Source organism: Candidimonas nitroreducens, assembly GCF_002209565.1.
In the GTDB taxonomy this organism is placed as follows: domain Bacteria; phylum Pseudomonadota; class Gammaproteobacteria; order Burkholderiales; family Burkholderiaceae_B; genus Candidimonas; species Candidimonas nitroreducens.
This window is the reverse complement of the sequence record NZ_NJIH01000003.1, coordinates 692,059-710,714: the sequence shown is the minus strand read 5'-3', so window position 1 is coordinate 710,714 and position 18,656 is coordinate 692,059. Positions and strand designations below refer to the sequence as shown.

Sequence of the window (18,656 nt, the reverse complement as noted above, 5' to 3'; positions counted from 1 at the left end):
TGACCTGCAGAAAATACTGCAGGCGCTGGGCATTGAACAACTTCTGCATAAATGTCCCTTACGAAGCCATGATGCCTTTGTTTCAGAATTCACAACAATATTAATTTTCAATTGTCATTGTTGCAATCCAGAACAATCGGGAAAATCCAGGGCAGGCATCCCGTCAGCCTACCGTCTATTCACTATGACACCGAGCACGCCCATGGATCCATTGCAACTGATTTCCCAGCCGCTGCGCCTACAAATGGCCGAGTGGCGCCACGACCTGCACAGCCACCCCGAAACTGCCTTCGAAGAACACCGCACCTCGGACATGGTCGCGGCGGCGCTGGGCGCCATGGGCATGGCAGTGGATCGCGGGCTGGCCGGCACCGGGGTCGTCGGCACCTTGCACAATGGCGCGGGCCCGAGCCTGGGCTTGCGGGCAGACATGGACGCTTTGAACATGCAGGAAAAAGGCGATTGTCCGCACGCTTCGGCGTATTCCGGAAAAATGCACGCCTGCGGCCACGACGGCCATACCGCCATGCTGCTGGGGGCCGCCGCTTATCTCAGCGAGCACAAGCCATTTCGCGGCACCCTGCACTTCATCTTCCAGCCGGCCGAAGAAAACGAAGGCGGTGGCCGGCGCATGGTGGAACAGGGCTTGTTCGAGCGTTTCCCCTGCGACGCCGTTTACGGGCTGCACAACTTCCCGCAATTTCCGCTGGGCACTTTCGCAATCCGCGAGGGCGCCATGTTCTCGGCGTCCGACTTCTTCGAAATAAAGATCACCGGCAAGGGTGCCCATGCGGCCGCACCACACACCGGAACCGATGCGATCGTTGCAGCCGCCTATGTGGTGGCGGCGTTGCAGAACGTGGTCAGCCGCAATGTCGACCCCTTGGAATCATTGATACTCAGCGTCACGCAGATCAAGGCTGGCGACACCTGGAACGTGCTGCCCCAAGAGGCGCTGATCCGCGGCACTTGCAGATCATTTGCCGCCCCGGTGCGCAAACTGGCGCAGGAACGCATCGGCCAGATTTGCGACGGCATCGCACTCAGCAGCGCGACTCGTATCGAACTCGATTACCGGGAAGGCTACCCCGCCGTGGTCAATCCCGCCGCGCCCACGCAGGCCGCGATACGCGCCGCGCAAGCCGTCGCCGGCAAAGCCAACGTCGATACCCACTGCCGCCCGCGCGTCGGATCCGAAGACTTCAGTTTCATGCAGCAGGCGCGCCCGGGCGCCTACATCATGCTGGGCACCGCGCGCAGCGACAACGACCCTCCGCTGCACAACCCATACTACGACTTCAATGACGACGCATTGCCATTTGGGGCCGCCTATTGGATAACACTGGCCCAGCAGCTTCTGCCCCAAAGCCAGGCCTGAAATGGTGCCAGCCGCCGAAGGCGCCACGCAAACAGCATAAACTGTCTGTTCTGCCGCCACCATGGCAAACTAGCACTCACGGAGACTCATTCATGGCCGACACCCCCGACTACATCCCTCCCAAAGTCTGGACATGGCACAAGCCCAGCGGCGGACGCTTCGCCGAGATCAACCGGCCCATCGCCGGCCCCACGCACGACCAGGAACTGCCCATCGGGCGCCATCCGCTGCAGTTGTACTCTCTGGGCACGCCCAACGGCCAGAAGGTCACGATCATGCTGGAAGAATTGCTGGCGCTGGGCCATAGCGGGGCGGAATACGACGCCTGGATGATCCGCATCCGCGACGGCGACCAGTTCGGCAGCGGTTTCGTTGCCGTGAACCCGAACTCCAAGATACCGGCGCTGATGGATCGCTCGGGCCCCGAACCCATACGCGTGTTCGAGTCCGGCTCCATTCTGCTCTACCTGGCCGAGAAGTTCGGCGCCCTGTTGCCGACCGAACAGCCGGCGCGCGCCGAATGCCTGTCCTGGCTGTTCTGGCAGATGGGCAGCGCGCCCTACCTGGGCGGGGGCTTCGGCCACTTCTATGCCTATGCGCCGGTCAAGTACGAATACGCCATCGACCGCTACGCCATGGAAGTCAAGCGCCAGCTCGACGTGCTGGATCGCCGCCTGGCCGAAAGCGAATATCTGGGCGGCGCCGACTACACGATCGCCGACATCGCGGTGTTCCCCTGGTACGGCGGCCTGGCCAAGGGCTGGCAGTATGGCGCGGCGGAATTCCTGTCGGTGCAGGACTACAAGAACGTGCAGCGCTGGGCCGACCAGATCCTGGCGCGGCCGGCGGTAGTGCGCGGCCGCAAGGTCAACCGCCTGTCCGGCGACCCTGCCGACCAGCTGCACGAACGCCACGACGCCAGCGACTTCGACACCAAGACGCAGGACAAGCTGGACGCGAAATAGACCCGAATCAGAGGCTGAAAACCGGCATATGCAGGCGCACGCCAAAACATATGCCAGACCATATGCCAAACTACGCTGAAACGCTTACTGTGCCTTGAATCTACCGGGCAGGAGCCTCTAGCATGCGTACCGTATCCATCTTCCGGAACAACAGCAATCAGGCTATCCGCATTCCTCGCGACATGGAATTCCAGGGGGTGACCGAGCTCGAAATCCTACGCAAGGGCGACGCACTGATCCTGCAGCCCGTCCGCCCCTCATGGGGTTCCCTGCACGACACGCCGGCAGCCGACGAAGACTTCCTGGCGCAACGCCAGGATGTGATAGACGACGGCCGGTTCCCAGGTGATTCCTGATGAACCGGGCCGTCTATATGCTCGATACCAACATCTGCTCTTTCATAATGCGCGAAAGGCCGCAGTCGGTATTGGTTCGCCTGGAACAGGCTGTAGGCAAACGGCAGCGGATCGTCGTGTTCGCTATTACCTATTCCGAGCTGCGCTTCGGCGCAATTAGTCCGAAAGCATCTCCGAAAGTAGCAACAATAGTAGACGCTTGTGTGTAGCGCCTGGATGCGCATCTTGCCCCGGGATGCGCATGCGGTCGATGAAACCGCTCGCTTGCGTACCCTATTGGCCGCAAAGGGCACGCCTATCAGTAATAACGATGCTGCAATTGCCGGACACGCCTTGGCCATCGGCTACGTACTGGTAACGAACAATTCACGCGAATTGGCCCAGGTACCAGGGCTGTTGCTGGAAGGCTGGGCGTAGCGGCGAACACATCCTTGTATTCTGCCGCATATCCGCAGTCCTCCAGCCATTGGCATCAAGCCGCTACTGCTTGACGATCCCGGCCCCGGCGGCAACGGTGCCCCACTTCTTTACCTCGTTGCGCACCATCGTGGTCATTTCTTCGGGGGTGCTGCCCTTGGCTTCGCCGCCCATGGCTTCGAGCCGGGTTTTCACCGCCGGCACCTTCAAGGCGTTCTGTACCGCGGTATTCAGCACTTTGACCACCGAATCCGGCGTACCCGCGGGGGCCATGAGCCCGGCCCAGGATCTGACGTCGTAGCCGGGCACGCCCTGCTCGGCGACCGTGGGCACCTTGGGCAGCGTGGGCCAGCGTTCGGGGCCGGTGGTGGCCAGGGCCTTGAGCCTGCCAGACTGTATGTAGCCGATGACCGCGGTGGGCGGCGCAATAATCATATCGACCTGATGGCCCAAGAGCGCAACGACCGACGCGGCATCGCCGCGGTACGGAACATGTACCATCTTGACCTGGGCCGACTTGTTCAGCAGCTCGCCCGCCAGGTGGTGCGTCGTCCCGACCCCCGCGGTGCCGTACGTGATGCTTTGCCCCCCGCTGCGGGCCGCCTTCAGCACCTCGGCCAGCGTCGAATACTTCGAATCGGCCGGCACCACCCAAAGGAACGGGAAGAAGGTGATCGTCGAGATCATGTGGAAGCCGTCCACCGTGTGGTAGCTGAGCTTTTTGTATAGCGCGTCGGCCACGGCGTGGCCGCCCGTGGCCAGCAGCAAGGTATAGCCGTCGGGCTTGCTGCGCGCCACATAGCCGGCAGCAATCGTTCCGCCCGCCCCAGACTGGGACTCCACGATGAAAGACTGCTTGAGCTCTTTGGACATCTCGGTGCCGACGACTCGGGCAATCGTGTCCGCATTGCCTCCGGCCGCGTAGCCCTGGATGATGCGTACCGGGCGATCAGGATAGGTTTGGGCGAAGGCCGCCGCCGAAAGCGTGCAGGCCGCGGCAAAACATGTGGTAAGGAATTTTCCGTTCATGGCTTTGTCATTTGGGCGGCATGGGCGCGGCCGCCGATTACATGCGTATTCGGCCCCAGGCCCGCGCTATGCGGCCCTTCTCCTTTAGTGAAAAATAATGAAACTGCGGTAATGCTTGCTCAGCCCGGCGGCGCCAACCTGCGCGCGAACTCCGCGCTCCATTGCGCCACGGGCTTGAAGCTCGGATCCTTCCTGCACAGGGCTTCCGTTTCGGCCCAGATCTCTTGGTCGGGCCGATCCAGATCCAGCGGGTCGCCATGCGGCTGCCCCACGTACCAGGGCGTATCCAGATACACCTCGACCGTGTTGTCTTCCGGATCCGCAAAGTAAATGGACAGGGCATTGCCGTGGTTCAGTCCGCGCATCCGCGTCGCGCCGTGGCGCAGGGCCCGGCTGCGGGCTTCGCGCAGGTGCCCGATGCTCTGCACCTTGAACGACAGCTGCATCACGGTGCTGGGCGCATCGGCCGGCCGGTTCTGGGACAGCGCCAGCTGGTGATGCTGGTCGGCCTTGCCGCTCAGGAAAGCCAGCATGTACGGGAAGGTATGCCCGCGCCCCTTGTCCGTGACCCGCAGGCCGAACACCTGCGTATAAAAATCGATCATCTTGTCCAGGTCGATGCAGCACACCCCGACGTGCGAAAGATTGGGCTCAAAACGCGGCTCCATGGCGACTCCTTCCTGCGTCGGCACGCTTAGCGCTGCCCATCATGGACGGACACCTGCTCTTTGGCGAGCCCGCCCAGGCGCGCATGCACACGCCCCCCCGTGCCCATGGCCAGGCCGAACAGAATCTCGTTCGGGCGCGGGGCGTCCTGGATGCTGATTTCTACCGTGTTGTAGTGGCTGCGCACATACGAGGCATGGATGTAGTGCAAGGGGATCATCAGGCGAAAACCCGCGACAGCCACCGCCTTGGCCGCCGGCACCATGGCCTTGGGCTCGCCCAGCACCGCCCGCATGGCCCAGCCGCCCGCCTCGTGCCAGACCGCGGCGTGTTCGAGTTCGCCGTTGACGCCGACAATGGCCGCCTTGCCGTAGACCTCGATGTTGTCGGCGCCCAGGGCGTCGACGAGGTCTTGCGCCAAGGCAGCACCCAGCGTGCGCAGCTCGGCCATGAAGGGCAAAAGATCGGGCTCGTAGCGCCCCGCATAGGGATTACGCACCACCGCTGCCGCGGTGGCCAGCTTGAGCGGGGCATCCGCTACCGGGCCCCCTTCGTGATAAATGGTCTCGATGGTAAGGCTGCGCTTGCGCACTTCGATCAGGGACATGTCGATTCCGAAAGATGGATGAATTGAATCCAGGGCGCAGGGATCAGCTCTGCGCCACGATCGGATTGCGCAGCACGCCGACGCCCTCGATTTCCACTTCACATACGTCACCCGGTTTCATGAAGCGCGGCGGCTTGCGGCTCCAGCCCACCCCGGCCGGCGTGCCGGTGGCAATGACGTCGCCCGGCACCAGCGTGAAGATGGTGGAAGCGTAGTTGATCAGCTTGGGGATGCTGAAGATCATATGGCTGGTGTCGCTGGACTGCACCGTCTCGCCGTTCAGGCGCGTTTCGATCTTCAATTTCTGGCCGGGCTGGATTTCGTCGGCCGTGACCAGCCAGGGCCCGAAGCCCCCGGTGGACTCGAAGTTCTTGCCCGAGGCGATCTGCTTGGCATGGAACTGCCATTCGCGCACGCTGCCGTCGTTGTAGCAGGAATAGCCCGCCACGTGCTCGTAGGCCTGGTCTTCCGCAATATTGCGGCCGCCCTTGCCTATGATCACGGCAAGCTCGCCTTCCCAGTCCAGCGAGTCCGAGACGTTCGGGCAGACGATGGGCGCATCATGCGCGCACTGCGAGCGCCATACGCGCAGGAAAATCGGCGGCTCTTGCGACAGCTCGCGCTGCATGCCCGCGGCCAGCACTTCTTTATGGTGATCCATGTAGTTGCGCACCGCGCACACGATCTTTTCCGGACGCGGGATCACCGGCAACAGCGTCACATCGCCAAGCGCTGCAACCGCCTTGCCGCGCTTGGCCAGGTCGTCTCTTTGCGCATAAAGATCGCTGCCGACGAAATCGGCCAGCGTCGGCAGGCCGGCGACGCCCGCCAAGTCGATTACCTTGCCGTCCACCACGGCCCCCCATGCTTCTTTACCATTGTGGACATACGAGATCAGTTTCATTTTCGTTTCCTCTATCGATTCTGGCGCGTCGCCATTTTGTGCATAAAAAGTATAATAATGCATAAATAAATAGAATATGCATAGGTGTAAACCCCAGGAGTCCAAAGCTCAGTCTGCGCTTACACTACCCGCACGAGTATCAGCGCCATGCCCAGGAAGCGCCAATTTGCAAGGTAAGGCATGGCACTGGCAGCCCATGGGCTGGCCAGCCAGGAAACCCAGCCTATGCCCGCCGTTACCCACCGATCAACAATGGACACCCTTCTTCAAGCAGACTTGCCGCTGGCCGAGCGTGCGTACCGGCATATACGCCTGGCCATACTTCGCTGCGAATTCGCGCCCGAGCAAAGGCTGCGCGTAGAAACATTAAGTAAACAATTCGAAATCAGCAGCAGCCCGGTGCGCGAGGCGCTCAGCCGCCTGTCCGAACAAGGGTTCGTGCGCTCCATCGACAACAAAGGGTTTCGCGTCGCGCCGCTGACCATCGCCGGCATCGCCGACCTGACGCGCGTACGGCTGCTGATCGAATGCGAGGCGCTACGCGACTCGATTTCCCACGGCGACGATGCCTGGGAGGCCCGCATCGTATCGGCGGCGCATTCCCTGGCGCGCATCGAACAGCGCCTGGGCGACCAGGCTGTCATCCTCGATGACGAGTGGTCGCAACGGCACCGCGACTTCCACCAGGCCACCTACGCGAACTGCGCATCTCCATTGCTGGACGCAATGGTCATGGAATTGTTCGACCGCGCCGACCGCTATCGCCGCTATTCGGCCAGGCACCGGCAGGCCCAGCGGCGCAAGCATTCCGAGCACCAGGTGCTGATGAAGTCCATACTCGAGCGCAACGTGGACAATTCAATTGCCCTGCTGCGCGAACATATCCAGGCGACCGAACGCAACGTCACGCAGGCATTGCAGAAAATGGCGGCGGGCAAGCCGGCGCACTAGGGCCATCCGGGTACACCGCCCGAGGCCCGCCGCACTGTCGGCGGAAAGCCCACGACGAGAGCGAAAGCACACGCGCTACCGGCCGCGCGCCTGCGCCCTGACGAAAGGCGGCTTGGACAGCCAGACAATCGCGATCAGGGCAAGAAAGCAGAAGCCCAGCGCATCGAATATCTGATTGAAGGAAATCTGCATGGCCTGCTGGGTAATGGCCTGGTTGATGCCGGCCGCATAGTGCTGCAGCGAGCCGCCGCTGGCGGCGATGCCGCGGCGCACTTCGGCATTCGACAAGGTAATGAACTCGGCCAGGCGTGCATGGCTTTCGGCGGCGCCGCGAGTCCACAAATAGGTCGTGATCGACACCGCGAAACTGGCGCCGACCGTACGCAGGAACGTCGCCGAACCCGACCCTTCGGCAACCTCGGGGCCGTCCAGATCCGAAAGCAGAATGGTCAATATCGGCATGAAGAACAAGGCAATGCCCAGCCCCAACGCCAGTTCGGTCAGCGCGATATGCACGAAATCGACTTCCGTATTGAAGCTGCCGAAGCGGAAGCAGACGAAGCTCATCACGATGAAGGAAGCTGCCGTCAGCCAGCGCAGATCGAAGCGGGCGGCATACTTGCCGACCCAAAAGGTCAATAGAATTGGGATCACGCCCATGGGCGCCACGGCCAGGCCCGACCACATCGCCGTGTACCCCAGCGTATTCTGCAGCCACAGCGGCAGCATCAGCGCCACCGAAAAAAACAGCCCGAAGGCCAGCACCAGGGCCAGCGTGCCGGCCGCGAAATTGCGGTGCCGGAACAGGCGCAGATCGACGATGGGCCGCTGGTCGGTCAATTCCCAGATCACGAAGACCGTCAGCGAAACCACGGCCACGGCCGCCAGGGCGACAATGGTGCTCGACCCGAACCAGTCGAGCTCATTGCCGCGATCCAGCATGACCTGCAGCGAACCCACGCCCAATATCAGGGTGGCGGCCCCCACCCAATCGATGCGCTCGCGCCGCAATTGCTCCATACGCGCACGCATCTGAACCAGCACCAGCCCAGCCGCAAACAGCCCGATGGGCACGTTGATGAAGAAGATCCAGCGCCATGAGTACGAATCCGTGATCCAGCCGCCCGCGACCGGCCCCACGATCGGCGCCACCACCGTGATCATGCTGATGATGGCCAGCGCCATGGCCCGCTTCTCGCGCGGATAGATCGACACCATCAGGCTTTGCGTGATCGGATACATGGGCCCGCAGACCGCGCCCTGCATCGCGCGAAACGCCACCAGCATCGGCAGGCTGGTCGCCAGCCCGCAGGCCAGCGAAAACAGGGAAAACAGCAGCACCGCCCAGATGAACACCTTCACCTCGCCGAAGCGCCGCGAAAGAAAACCCGTCATGGGCAGCGTGATCGCCTGGCACACCGTGAACGAAGTAATCACCCACGTCGACTGATCCTGGCTGGCCGCCAGGTTGCCCGCAATGGTGGGCAGCGATACATTTGCAATACTGATGTCCAGAACCTGCATGAAGGTTCCGAGCGACAGGCCGAGCGTCGCCAGCACTAGACTTGAGGGCTTGAATGCGTCAGTTGCCTGGCTTGTCGTGGCAGGCGTGATTTCCATGGCTGTAGCGTACTTGCACGTGTCGATATAGTAATCCCGGCATTCAGTTTAATCAGTATCGAGTCGCAAGCAAATCTGCATGCGGCCTGCTGCCGATTAATGCACCTAACGCAATAAATATTCAGAAAGTTGCAATTCCAAAAATACCGCCGGTGCAGCATGATATTCCCTGACAAGGGCAATACTGGAAATCACCGCCGCATGCGGCTTTTCGGAACCATATCGTGCAAGCCGCGCAGGTTCCACCACCTGGTAAAACACCAAGCAAGATAGGGAGACAAAATGAAATCGATGATATTGGCCAGCCTGTTCCTGGCCTGCGTTTTCCCAGGCGTGCCGAAAGCCGCCGACAGCAGCAGTTATCCAAACCGGCCCATCCACATCGTCGTCCCCTTCGCAGCCGGAGGCGGCGGCGACTTCATCGCGCGCTCCTGGGCGGGGAAATTCTCGGAAATCATGAAGCAGCCCGTGATCGTAGACAATCGCGGAGGCGGCAACACGGTCATCGGCACCGAAGTCGTCGCCAAGGCCCCGGCCAACGGCTATACATTGTTACTTGTCAATCCCAGCTTCGCGACCAACCCCGCACTGCAGCCGCATCTGCCCTACAAGACGCCCGACGATTTCACACCGGTCGGATTGATCCTGACTTACGCAATGGGCCTGGCCGCCCGATCATCGCTGCAGGCCGACAATATCCCGCAACTGCTGGCTCTGGGCAAGAAAAGCCATCATCCATTTACCGTGGCGACATCGGGCCTGGGCTCGGCGTCCTACCTCGCTTCGGAGTTGTTCGGCAAGGCCACGGGCCTGGATCTGCTCAACGTTTCTTATCGGGGCGCCGGCCCCGCCATGCTGGATGTGGCGGGCGGAAATGTGGATCTGGCCTTCACGGGGTTCTCTCAGATAAAACCCCTGCTCGCCAGCCGGCGCGTCAAATTGCTGGGCACCTCCGGCCAGCATCGCCTCAAGTCCGCCCCCGACACGAAAACCATTGCGGAGCAAGGGGTCAAGGACTTCGCCGCATTCGTATGGTGGGGCATTCTGGCGCCGGCGGGCACTCCCGACGATATCATTCTCAAGGTGAACAAGGCCCTGCGGCAAAGCCTGTCCGACCCCAAGGTCGTGCAACGCCTGGAAGTCATCGATGGAGAAGTCCAGGTGACATCTCCGGCCGAGTTCGGCAGTTTCTTGCATGACGAAATTTCCAGATGGAGCACCTTGTCGGCGCCGAAGCCCGTCAAGGCGCCGGCATCGTGACACAACGCGCAACAGGCTGCGCCGGCTTCAGCCGGCCGTGCTTCTTCATTTGCAAGTAAGCCCACGCAACCCATAATCAAGGATCCGTTTCCGTGAAAAGCCCGCTCGAGGTACTGCGCAGCTATCGTCCCCACAATGGCACCCTGGACGATGCCTTCGCCAGCCGCTGCGCCCGCAAGGGCGATGTCAGCTTTATCATCCAGGGCAACGTGCAGCTGAGCTGGCGTGAATTCGGGGCTCGCTACAAAAAGCTGGCGAGCGCCCTCGCGGCACGGGGCGTCGGCCACGGCGATCGCGTCGCAGTCATCGGCCCGAACGACGTGGTGCACGTGCTGGCATTGTTCGCACTGGCGCAATTGGGCGCCATCATGGTGCCGGTCAACCCCGGCTTCGGAACGCGCGAACTCGATTACGTGCTGGGTCACGCGCAGGTGCAGGGGATCATTGCGCACGACAGCTTGCAGGGCCTGCTCGAACAATGCACGCCCCGTCTCACCCAAGAGCCCTGGATGCTGACGTGGGGACAGGCCGATTCCCAAGGGCCGGACTCACTGGCCGCCGCCATCGACAGCGCCCCCGATGAAACACCCGCCACCGACGCAGCGGCCGGGGATACCTGCGTCATCATTTACACCTCGGGCACTACCGGCTTCCCCAAAGGCGTGATGCACAGCCAGGAAAACCTGGTAACCGCCGGCGAGGCAAACGTGGCCCGCGTGCATCTGCAGCCCGAAGACCGGGCAATGGTCATCCTGCCGTTCTTTCACATGAACGCGCTGTTCTACTCCGTGGGCGGCACTCTGGCCGCCGGGGCAAGCCTGATCGTCGAGCCGCGCTTCTCGGCCTCCCGCTTCTGGGACACGGTTGCGGACAACGGCGCCACCGTGGTCAATATCATCGAAGCGATCGGCACCATCCTGTGTGCGCGCGACCGCAGTGAATACCGGCCGGATCATCGCCTGCGCGCGGTCTACGGCGTACGCAGAAAATCCGCCCCCGTGTTCCGCAAAGACTTCGGCGTGCCGCAGCTCTTCTCGGGCTTCGGCATGACCGAGATCCCCGGCGTAACCTGCAACCCCTATGACGGGCCCGACAAGGAAGGCAGCATGGGAACTGTCGGCAGCCATCCGGATCCGTCGAGGCCATGGGCGCAATGCCGTGTAGTGGACGACGAGGGCCGCGACGTCGCGGCCGGCGCCATCGGCGAGCTGTGGGTCAAATCACCCATCGTCATGCAAGGCTATTTCCGCGACCCCGAACAGACCCGGAAGGCATTCGACAACGGCTGGCTGAAGACCGGGGATCTGGTCAAATGCGATGCCGACGGCTTCTACTTTCATGTATCGCGCAAGAAAGACATTATCCGGCGCCGCGGGGAAAACATTGCCGCCGCCGAACTGGAAATGGTGATCGGCGAACACCCCGGCGTATTCCAGGCGGCGGCACTCGCCGTGCCCTCCGAATTGGGGGAAGACGATATATTCGTGGCGGTAGCAGCCCGTCCGCAGGCCAGCCTGACCGAATCGGACATCGTTGCGTGGTGCGCGCGCCGGCTGGCTGCGGTCAAAGTGCCCCGATACGTCGTGCTGCTGGATTCCCTGCCCTACACGGCCACGCACAAGATCGCCAAGGCCGCGCTGCGTGACGACCCCCAGATTCGCGCCAAGGCCGTTGACTTCCAACACTGATCGCCAGCAAACCCCAAGGACAACTCGTGGCTAGACGCAAGCAGCTCAGAACAGACATCGGCTGGAGCACCGAAGACAAAATCACGATCAAAGGCCTGGATCTTTGCCGGGACATCATGGGCAAGGTGTCCCTCGGGGACATGGCCTTTCTGGAATTGACCGATCGCCTGCCCAGCCCGCGCGAATCGCGCATGTTCAACGCCTTGACGGTCATTCTGGTCGAACACGGCATGACGCCCAGCGCCATCGCCACGCGCATGCTGCAAGAAGCCGTACCCGATCCCTCCGCGGCACCCGATGTCGAAGCGCTGGCGCACCGCGTGGTTGCCGAGCTCATAAAGGGCGGCCGCTCTATTCCCGGAATCGGCCACCACATCCACAAGCCCGTGGATCCGCGCGCGAAATAAAAACCATGGTGGAAGAGCAGGCAACGGCGCACCATCGTTGAAGCCGCAGTGTCGTTACTACGCCGACGGCGCACATCAGCAATTCGTTGACAGTAGTTGTCATTGCTGCTACTATATTTTGCAATTAAAGCCACGCATTCATTGCAAGCTATGGTGCAGCGATGGTAGACAAACCTTCCCTTTCTCAAAGCTCTGGCTACGTCGGCCACAACACCGCCGTCGCGTCGGCGCTCGACGCCTCGAGGCTGGATGTTATTTCGCCCTATGACGGCACCATAGTCACGTGCGTACACGAGGCAAGCGTCAAAGAAGTTCAAGAAGCCGTGGCCAGGGCCTGTGCTGCACAGCCGGCAATGGCCGAACTGCCCGGCTTCGAAAGGGCTCGGCGTCTACGCGCCGCGGCCGAAAGCCTGCGGCGCGACTCTGCAGAATTGGCCGCTCTGCTCAGCCGCGAAACCGGCAAGGCCATACGCGAAAGCCGGGTGGAGATGGCTCGCGCGGCAGACGTGATCAGCCTGAGCGCAGAAGAAGCTACGCGCATCGCCGGGCGCCAAATACCTCTGGACGCCAGCCCAGTCGGCGCAGGCAAGCTCGCAGTGTCCCAGCGTTTCCCCATAGGAACAGTGGGCATGGTCGTGCCGTTCAACGCGCCAGTCAACCTGTCTTGCCACAAATTGTCGCCCGCACTGGCCGCGGGCAATACCTGCGTTCTCAAGGCCCCTCCCGAGGCAGCGGGAACGGTCGACCGCTTGGTGGGGCACTTCCTTCAAGCAGGCTTTCCTGACGGCGCCATCAACTTGCTGCAAGGGCGGGCTCAGACAGGGCAAGCGCTTTTTGCCGACGAGCGGCTCGGCTTTCTTTCATTCACTGGCTCTCTGCGCGCCGGCAAGGCGGTCAAAGAGGCCGCCGGCATGCGCCCGTGTACGCTCGAACTCGGCGGACTCGGGCCGACAGTCGTGCACTCGGACGCTAATTTAGAGCTTGCCGCATCCGCCTGCGCCACGTCGGGCTTCCGCCTCGCGGGGCAAAGTTGCGCATCGGTACAGAATATCTTCGTGCACACTGATGTCGCCACTGCCTTCAAAAAAATGTTAGTCGCGCGAGTCGAAGCGCTCAAAGTCGGCGATCCGCTCGATCCGCAGACCGACCTTGGCCCCGTCATCAACCTGGCCGCAGCGCAGCGCATCGTAGAGCGGATCGAAGCTGCTGTTCGAGCAGGGGCGCGGTGCCTGACCGGCGGCCACAGAGACGGCACCATGGTAGAGCCTACCGTGCTGGTCAAAGCCTCTCTCGACTCCCAAGTAGTGTGCGAGGAAATCTTCGGCCCGGTCGTGATCGTGCATGAATACTGCAATATCCAGCAGACGTTCGATTGGGTGAATGCCACCGGGTACGGCATCAACTTCGGACTGTTTACCGAATCTGTTTCCATAGCGCTGCAAGCACATCGCAGCGTCATAGCGGGCGCCATCATCGTCAATGGTACGTCGACCTTTCGCCCCGACCAAATCCCCTACGGCGGAGACCGCCTGTCAGGGTATGGGCGCGAAAGCCCGGCGGACTCGGTTCGAGCCATGACCCGCGAACGACTCATCGTATTCCAATAAAGCAAGCAACAAGAGGAACAAAACTATGGCAAGCGAAGTTTCGGACGGCACGGCCGGCAATTGGTCGCAAGACGTCTATAACGCCTTAAAGAGCCAGGGTGTAACCGTGGTTGCCTTCGTGCCGGACGGCGGCATGAAGGAAATTATTGATTTGTGCCTGGCGGACAAAGACATGAAGACCATTCCGCTTACCAACGAATCCGAAGGCCCGACTCTACTCGCTGGCTGTTGGCTGGGTGGCGCCAAGGGCTGCCTGATAATGCAAAGCACTGGGGTCGGCAACATTATCAATACCGCGTCAATGTCCGAAGTCTGCCAATTCCCCTTGCTGGCTCTGGTCTCGTGGCGCTCCAGTTGGGCGGAAGGGAATCGCTGGCAGGTTCCCATGGGTCAGCGCTGCCAGGACTACTTCAAGATGGCCGGGTTTCACACCATGCGGGTGAGCGATGTGCAGGACGCTGGGCCGAGCGTCGCCGCGGCAGCCGAACAGGCCTTCAATACCCTGAACGGCGTCGGCGTTTTTTTCAGCCAACGAGTGATGGGCGTCAAACGCTTCCTTAGGTAAGAACATGAATAGCCGACATACTTCATACACCCTGGATCGACGCGAAATCGTCAAGAAGCTTCTCAAGGATCAGGACAAAATGCCGGTGATTACCGGACTGAGTAGCGCCTCCTATGACTCCGTCGCGGCACGTGGCGCCGACCACCCGCTGATATTCAATCTTCATGGCGCGCTCGGCGGCGCGACCATGGTCGGCCTAGGGCTGGCCCTGGCCCAGCCGGACAAGCGGATCATGGTGCTCATGGGCGACGGCGATGTCCTGTGCGGTCTGGGATCCTTGGCCACTTGCGCCATATCCGGCGCCAAGAATCTGTCGCTGGCCATTTTCGACAATGGCATTTATGGCGAGACAGGGGATCAACTGACCGCCACATCCCAGAGTGTCGAGCTGGGTGAAGTCGCCGCATCTTGCGGCATACCAATAGCCCGCACGGTAGACCAAGAAGGCCAGGTGGACGAGGCCATTAAAGACTTGCTGCATGGTGTCGGGCCAGTGGTAATCAATTTCAAGGTTTCACCCAAGCATCCCGGACACCTGGCAAAAACACGCGATGGTGTACTCATGAAGCTGCGCTTTCGCAATGCCCTTCTAAGCCAACACTAAAAACCCGCCACACGGATGTCGTTCGGCCCTGTACGGGGCCGGCTTGGTTCCGTGCGTGCATTGAAAGAGATGCTTTTGTGTAAGCGCATGTCTTGCAAAGCCACGCATAACCGGCTCGAAGGCATGACGCTCTGTTGAAACGGAGGATACCTATGCACTTCTTGCGACAAAACCGTAAAGCCTCTGGGCCCGCCGTGATGCTGGCGGGGCTGTTGGGCATTTTTTCTTGTTCCACACCGGCCCCGGCGCACGGCGCGAAGCAAGACATCTTTCCCTCACACCCAGTCAAGATAATTGTTCCGTACTCGCCCGGAGGCACCACCGATTCGCTGGCCCGAGTACTCGCCACTGAGCTATCGAAAAAATGGCATCAAAGCGTAGTTGTTGAAAATCGACCAGGAGCGACCGGGACGATAGGCCTGGAGACAGTCGCGACATCCCCGCCCGATGGCTACACCCTGGGGATCGCCACATTCGGCAATATGTTGGTGGCCAACGCCATACGCCCCCAACTGCGCTACAAACCATTGACCGACCTGGTTCCGGTCATCCAGCTCGCGGCTCCACCCCTATACCTGATCGCCAATGCCAAGCAGCCATACAGCGACGTCAAAGGCCTGATCGCCTATGCCAAGGCGCACCCGGACAAGCTACATTACGGATCTTCAGGAACAGGCTCATCCAACCATTTATTCGGAGAGCTGTTTGCATCGATGGCTGGCATTTCCATGATCCACGTTCCCTACAAAGGCAGTGGCCCGTCCGTGACCGATACCTTGTCCGGCATCATCGACCTCAATTTCGCCCCATTCCCTTTGATCAAGGGATATATCGGCAGCCCCCGCATCAAGGTTCTGGGCGTTACATCCGCCCACCGTTCTCCGGTGGCGCCTTCGATACCTACCATTGCCGAAGCCGGCCTGCCCGGCTATGAGGCCATTAGCTGGTTCGGCGTGGCGGCGCCAGCGGGCATCCCCAAACCTTTGCTCGAACGCTTGAACAAAGACATTAACGCCGCGCTCAAGAACGACGAAGTCAAACACATTCTCGCCAGTGAGGGAACGGTGCCCACGGGGGGCTCGCTCGCGCAGGCCAGGAAGTCGGTGGAAGAAGGCATGCGTAAGTGGGGTGGCATGGTGAAGAAATTGCACCTGATCCAATAACGAAACCAAGCCACACCGACTACTCATCCGACAAAACACAGCAGGGCCGGGAAATTAACGTCGATCCTTTGCATTGACAACGCAAATTCTTTGAAGTTTACCCGGCCAGCCTTTCGTCCCGGACGACGGCCGGCCGGCTACTTTCACTGTTTCTTCAGATGCAGCTTGTCCAGCACTTCTTCGATGGACTTGGTTTCCGAAGCAAGCATGTCCACCGTTTGTGATGCCCCCATGAAGCGGGGCGCCCACTGGTTTTGCTCCAGGAAGTCGTGCCACTCCTGAGTTTCGGTTACTTGCCTGAAGTTCGATTCCCAGAACTTCACCTGTTCGGGCGTAATGCCTTTGGGAGCCAGCACGCCCTGCGGTGACGAGGTAATCGTATCGATACCCAGTTCTTTCCAAGTCGGAACATTACTCAAGGGGCCTTTCAGGCGTTCAGGCGAACCGATGGCCAACACACGAACCTTGCCCGTTTGCAAAGCCGGAATAATGGTTGGCGTTGTCGCCCCGACGACGTCCACGTTGCCGCCGATGAGATTGGTAATGGATACGCCCGACGACTTGAACGGCACAAACGTCAGCTTTGAAATATCGACGCCGGCGAGCATCAAAGCTTTGGCCACGCCCACATGAATATCGTTGCCCAGGCTGGCGGCAATGGCAATGTTCAGGCTGTCCGGATCCTTCTTGAGCTGGTCGATCAAGTCTTTAGCCGTCTTGAAAGGGGAATCGCTGCGCACCAGCACACCAATATAGCCATCAAGCAACATAGCGATCGGCGTGTAATTCTTGTACGTGGTCTTGATCACCCCCAGATAGCTATTGTTGATGATGGCAGTGGGCAAAGTCATCAGAAAGTTGGGGTTACCCAAGTTCTGATCCAACACATTCAAAGCGAGCTGAGCCCCCGCGCCAGGTTTGTTGAGCACGACAAAACTGCTGACCAGTTTCTTCTTCAGCAACAGCTCCTGAAGCTTTCTAGCAACGATATCCAAAGAGCCCCCGGGCCCGGCAGGAACAATGAATTGCGTATCCCGTCCCGGCTGCTGTGGTTCCGCAACAGCATTTCTCAAGCACAGAACAGAAAAAAAAGCAGCCAGACTCAAAAGGATAAGCTTTCGCATCACATGTCTCCAGGATTGAAGTATGGGGCTACTTCGAATTGGCTCGCACCAGGGCCAAGGTATCCATACGCCCCCACTCTGTGAAAGCGGCTATGCCTTCGCGACAGAACCACAACATCGCAGCGCAATCACCGCCACTTTTCTTATAGTTTTTTATCGTAGTTCTTATAGCTGCTACTAGTCAATCAGAACAAACATCGATGCCATGCCCAAAGAGTTTCGTGCACAATTTTGGCTTGCCGTCGCAGGCGCGGCTCGATCGCGGCGCCCATGCCTGACCGGCCCACAAACGCGACTATATGGCTATATGCCTACAGAGGGGAAACCGCTACGCAGGCACCGACGCAAACAAGCAGCAAGCCACTCGGAGGCTGCTTCAGTCAGCGCCCTTAGCGGGCTTCCCGGCGTCTTTGCCCAGGTTGGCCGACAAAAGCGCCATCTGATCGGGGGAGAACAGATCTTTCCTCAATTCCACCAGGCCACGTCCAAAGCGCGACTCAATCTGATCGCCGAGGAACGACATCATTTCAGCCATGTAGACGTCATGGCGGATCAAAGTTTCAGCCATACGCACCACAGCTGGATTAGTGGTGTAAGCGCCCGTCAACACAGGCCCCAGACTCGCCATTAAAGCCACGTGATAATCGATGGCAAGCGTGAAAAGATTGTCTGCACCCCCAACTCGCAGGCCGTTACCTTCGTGCAGGTAAACCTTGCTGTTTTTCCCAAAGCGCAGGAATTTGACGTCATCGCCGAAAACCACGAATACCAGCTTGACGCCTCGCGCCGCAGCCTTCTTCATGCGTGGCGCATGTTTACGCAGAACTTCCGTCGAAGCTTTGATCCAGACATGGCGAGTTGCCGTGTCGATCAACTCATCAATTTTCGCCGTGATTCTGTCATCCCCCTCCAGGCTCCACACCACATCGGAACTCTCTTGTGGCTCCAGCTCCTCGAACTGCTTCTGCAGGCGATCACACAGATCGCTGACGTCGGAAGAGATTCTTTGCAACAGTACGCCCGGCTCGACCGGCACGTAGCGCACAGGATTCTCGCTAACGGGCTGAACAGCTTGCTGCTTTGCAAGGCTTTCAAGCGCAGCATAAGTATTGGCGCGCGGCAGGCCTGCATTCTTGCTCACCTCGTACGCCGTAGCCGGGCTACCGCGCAACAAGCTCAGATAGGTACATGCCTCGTACTCGGAAAAACCAAGACGCTGCAAATCATGCACCGGATCTACAGCTTCGCCATTGCGTTTTCTCAGACTGGTTTTCGTTACAACACGCTGTTTTGCCATAAGAGTATTTCTTCCATTCTATATGCCAGATCACCGTGTAAACAGAAG

The 18,656-nt window shown here is 60.2% G+C and carries 19 protein-coding genes; 12 read left to right on the top strand and 7 right to left on the bottom strand.

What is annotated here, in order from left to right:
* The first annotated feature begins 202 nt into the window (after nucleotides 1–202).
* The 4 genes from CEY11_RS06895 (at nucleotide 203) to CEY11_RS25685 (ending at nucleotide 2,908) form a co-directional block, all read left to right on the top strand.
* A complete protein-coding gene (locus tag CEY11_RS06895) occupies nucleotides 203–1,378 on the top strand; it encodes a M20 aminoacylase family protein (protein WP_088602765.1) in 1,176 nt (391 codons plus the stop codon).
* 92 nt (nucleotides 1,379–1,470) lie between these two features.
* Nucleotides 1,471–2,343 carry a glutathione-dependent disulfide-bond oxidoreductase gene (gene yghU / locus CEY11_RS06890; protein ID WP_088602596.1) on the top strand — a complete coding sequence of 291 codons (873 nt, stop codon included), beginning with the start codon at nucleotides 1,471–1,473 and terminating at the stop codon, nucleotides 2,341–2,343.
* A gap of 122 nt (nucleotides 2,344–2,465) precedes the next feature.
* Nucleotides 2,466–2,699, top strand: a complete 234-nt coding sequence (gene vapB / locus CEY11_RS06885; protein ID WP_088602595.1) for a type II toxin-antitoxin system VapB family antitoxin — start codon at nucleotides 2,466–2,468, stop codon at nucleotides 2,697–2,699.
* Complete coding sequence (locus tag CEY11_RS25685) at nucleotides 2,699–2,908, top strand: PIN domain-containing protein (RefSeq protein ID WP_233154745.1); 210 nt, start codon at nucleotides 2,699–2,701, stop codon at nucleotides 2,906–2,908. The genes vapB and CEY11_RS25685 overlap by 1 nt, the downstream gene beginning before the upstream one ends.
* A gap of 271 nt (nucleotides 2,909–3,179) precedes the next feature.
* On the opposite strand, the gene CEY11_RS06875 is transcribed toward CEY11_RS25685, so the two are convergent.
* From CEY11_RS06875 to CEY11_RS06860, 4 genes are all read right to left on the bottom strand, one after another.
* Nucleotides 3,180–4,145 carry a tripartite tricarboxylate transporter substrate binding protein gene (locus CEY11_RS06875; RefSeq protein ID WP_088602594.1) on the bottom strand — a complete coding sequence of 322 codons (966 nt, stop codon included), beginning with the start codon at nucleotides 4,143–4,145 and terminating at the stop codon, nucleotides 3,180–3,182.
* 119 nt (nucleotides 4,146–4,264) lie between these two features.
* A complete protein-coding gene (locus CEY11_RS06870; RefSeq protein WP_088602593.1) occupies nucleotides 4,265–4,813 on the bottom strand; it encodes a VOC family protein in 549 nt (182 codons plus the stop codon).
* A 26-nt stretch (nucleotides 4,814–4,839) separates the two neighbouring features.
* A complete protein-coding gene (locus CEY11_RS06865) occupies nucleotides 4,840–5,418 on the bottom strand; it encodes an amino acid synthesis family protein (RefSeq protein ID WP_088602592.1) in 579 nt (192 codons plus the stop codon).
* Nucleotides 5,419–5,461: 43 nt separating this feature from the next.
* Nucleotides 5,462–6,322, bottom strand: coding sequence for a fumarylacetoacetate hydrolase family protein (locus tag CEY11_RS06860; RefSeq protein ID WP_088602764.1), 861 nt, complete (start codon nucleotides 6,320–6,322; stop codon nucleotides 5,462–5,464).
* A gap of 180 nt (nucleotides 6,323–6,502) precedes the next feature.
* Between CEY11_RS06860 and CEY11_RS06855 the strand changes: the two genes are divergently transcribed.
* The gene (locus tag CEY11_RS06855; RefSeq protein ID WP_198958844.1) at nucleotides 6,503–7,273 is read left to right on the top strand and encodes a GntR family transcriptional regulator; all 771 of its coding nucleotides are present in this window, start codon (nucleotides 6,503–6,505) and stop codon (nucleotides 7,271–7,273) included.
* 75 nt (nucleotides 7,274–7,348) lie between these two features.
* On the opposite strand, the gene CEY11_RS06850 is transcribed toward CEY11_RS06855, so the two are convergent.
* Entirely contained in the window at nucleotides 7,349–8,893 is a 1,545-nt protein-coding gene (locus CEY11_RS06850; protein WP_088602590.1) for a DHA2 family efflux MFS transporter permease subunit, read from the bottom strand.
* A gap of 282 nt (nucleotides 8,894–9,175) precedes the next feature.
* On the opposite strand from CEY11_RS06850, the gene CEY11_RS06845 reads away from it, so the two are divergent.
* From CEY11_RS06845 to CEY11_RS06815, 7 genes are all read left to right on the top strand, one after another.
* Nucleotides 9,176–10,153, top strand: coding sequence for a Bug family tripartite tricarboxylate transporter substrate binding protein (locus tag CEY11_RS06845; RefSeq protein WP_088602589.1), 978 nt, complete (start codon nucleotides 9,176–9,178; stop codon nucleotides 10,151–10,153).
* A 92-nt stretch (nucleotides 10,154–10,245) separates the two neighbouring features.
* Nucleotides 10,246–11,841: a class I adenylate-forming enzyme family protein gene (locus CEY11_RS06840; protein ID WP_088602588.1), complete on the top strand. Its 1,596-nt coding sequence runs from the start codon at nucleotides 10,246–10,248 to the stop codon at nucleotides 11,839–11,841.
* Between the two features lie 26 nt (nucleotides 11,842–11,867).
* The gene (locus CEY11_RS06835) at nucleotides 11,868–12,248 is read left to right on the top strand and encodes a citrate synthase family protein (RefSeq protein ID WP_143322720.1); all 381 of its coding nucleotides are present in this window, start codon (nucleotides 11,868–11,870) and stop codon (nucleotides 12,246–12,248) included.
* 161 nt (nucleotides 12,249–12,409) lie between these two features.
* Nucleotides 12,410–13,855, top strand: a complete 1,446-nt coding sequence (locus tag CEY11_RS06830; RefSeq protein WP_088602587.1) for an aldehyde dehydrogenase family protein — start codon at nucleotides 12,410–12,412, stop codon at nucleotides 13,853–13,855.
* 25 nt (nucleotides 13,856–13,880) lie between these two features.
* Nucleotides 13,881–14,420, top strand: a complete 540-nt coding sequence (locus CEY11_RS06825) for a thiamine pyrophosphate-binding protein (RefSeq protein WP_088602586.1) — start codon at nucleotides 13,881–13,883, stop codon at nucleotides 14,418–14,420.
* Between the two features lie 4 nt (nucleotides 14,421–14,424).
* A complete protein-coding gene (locus CEY11_RS06820) occupies nucleotides 14,425–15,024 on the top strand; it encodes a thiamine pyrophosphate-dependent enzyme (protein ID WP_088602585.1) in 600 nt (199 codons plus the stop codon).
* 197 nt (nucleotides 15,025–15,221) lie between these two features.
* Nucleotides 15,222–16,187, top strand: coding sequence for a Bug family tripartite tricarboxylate transporter substrate binding protein (locus CEY11_RS06815; protein WP_158215219.1), 966 nt, complete (start codon nucleotides 15,222–15,224; stop codon nucleotides 16,185–16,187).
* Nucleotides 16,188–16,330: 143 nt separating this feature from the next.
* Here the strand turns inward: CEY11_RS06815 and CEY11_RS06810 are convergent, their stop codons facing one another.
* Complete coding sequence (locus CEY11_RS06810; protein WP_088602583.1) at nucleotides 16,331–17,311, bottom strand: tripartite tricarboxylate transporter substrate binding protein; 981 nt, start codon at nucleotides 17,309–17,311, stop codon at nucleotides 16,331–16,333.
* Nucleotides 17,312–17,687: 376 nt separating this feature from the next.
* Nucleotides 17,688–18,608, bottom strand: a complete 921-nt coding sequence (locus CEY11_RS06805; RefSeq protein WP_088602582.1) for a TrmB family transcriptional regulator — start codon at nucleotides 18,606–18,608, stop codon at nucleotides 17,688–17,690.
* Nucleotides 18,609–18,656 lie beyond the last annotated feature (48 nt).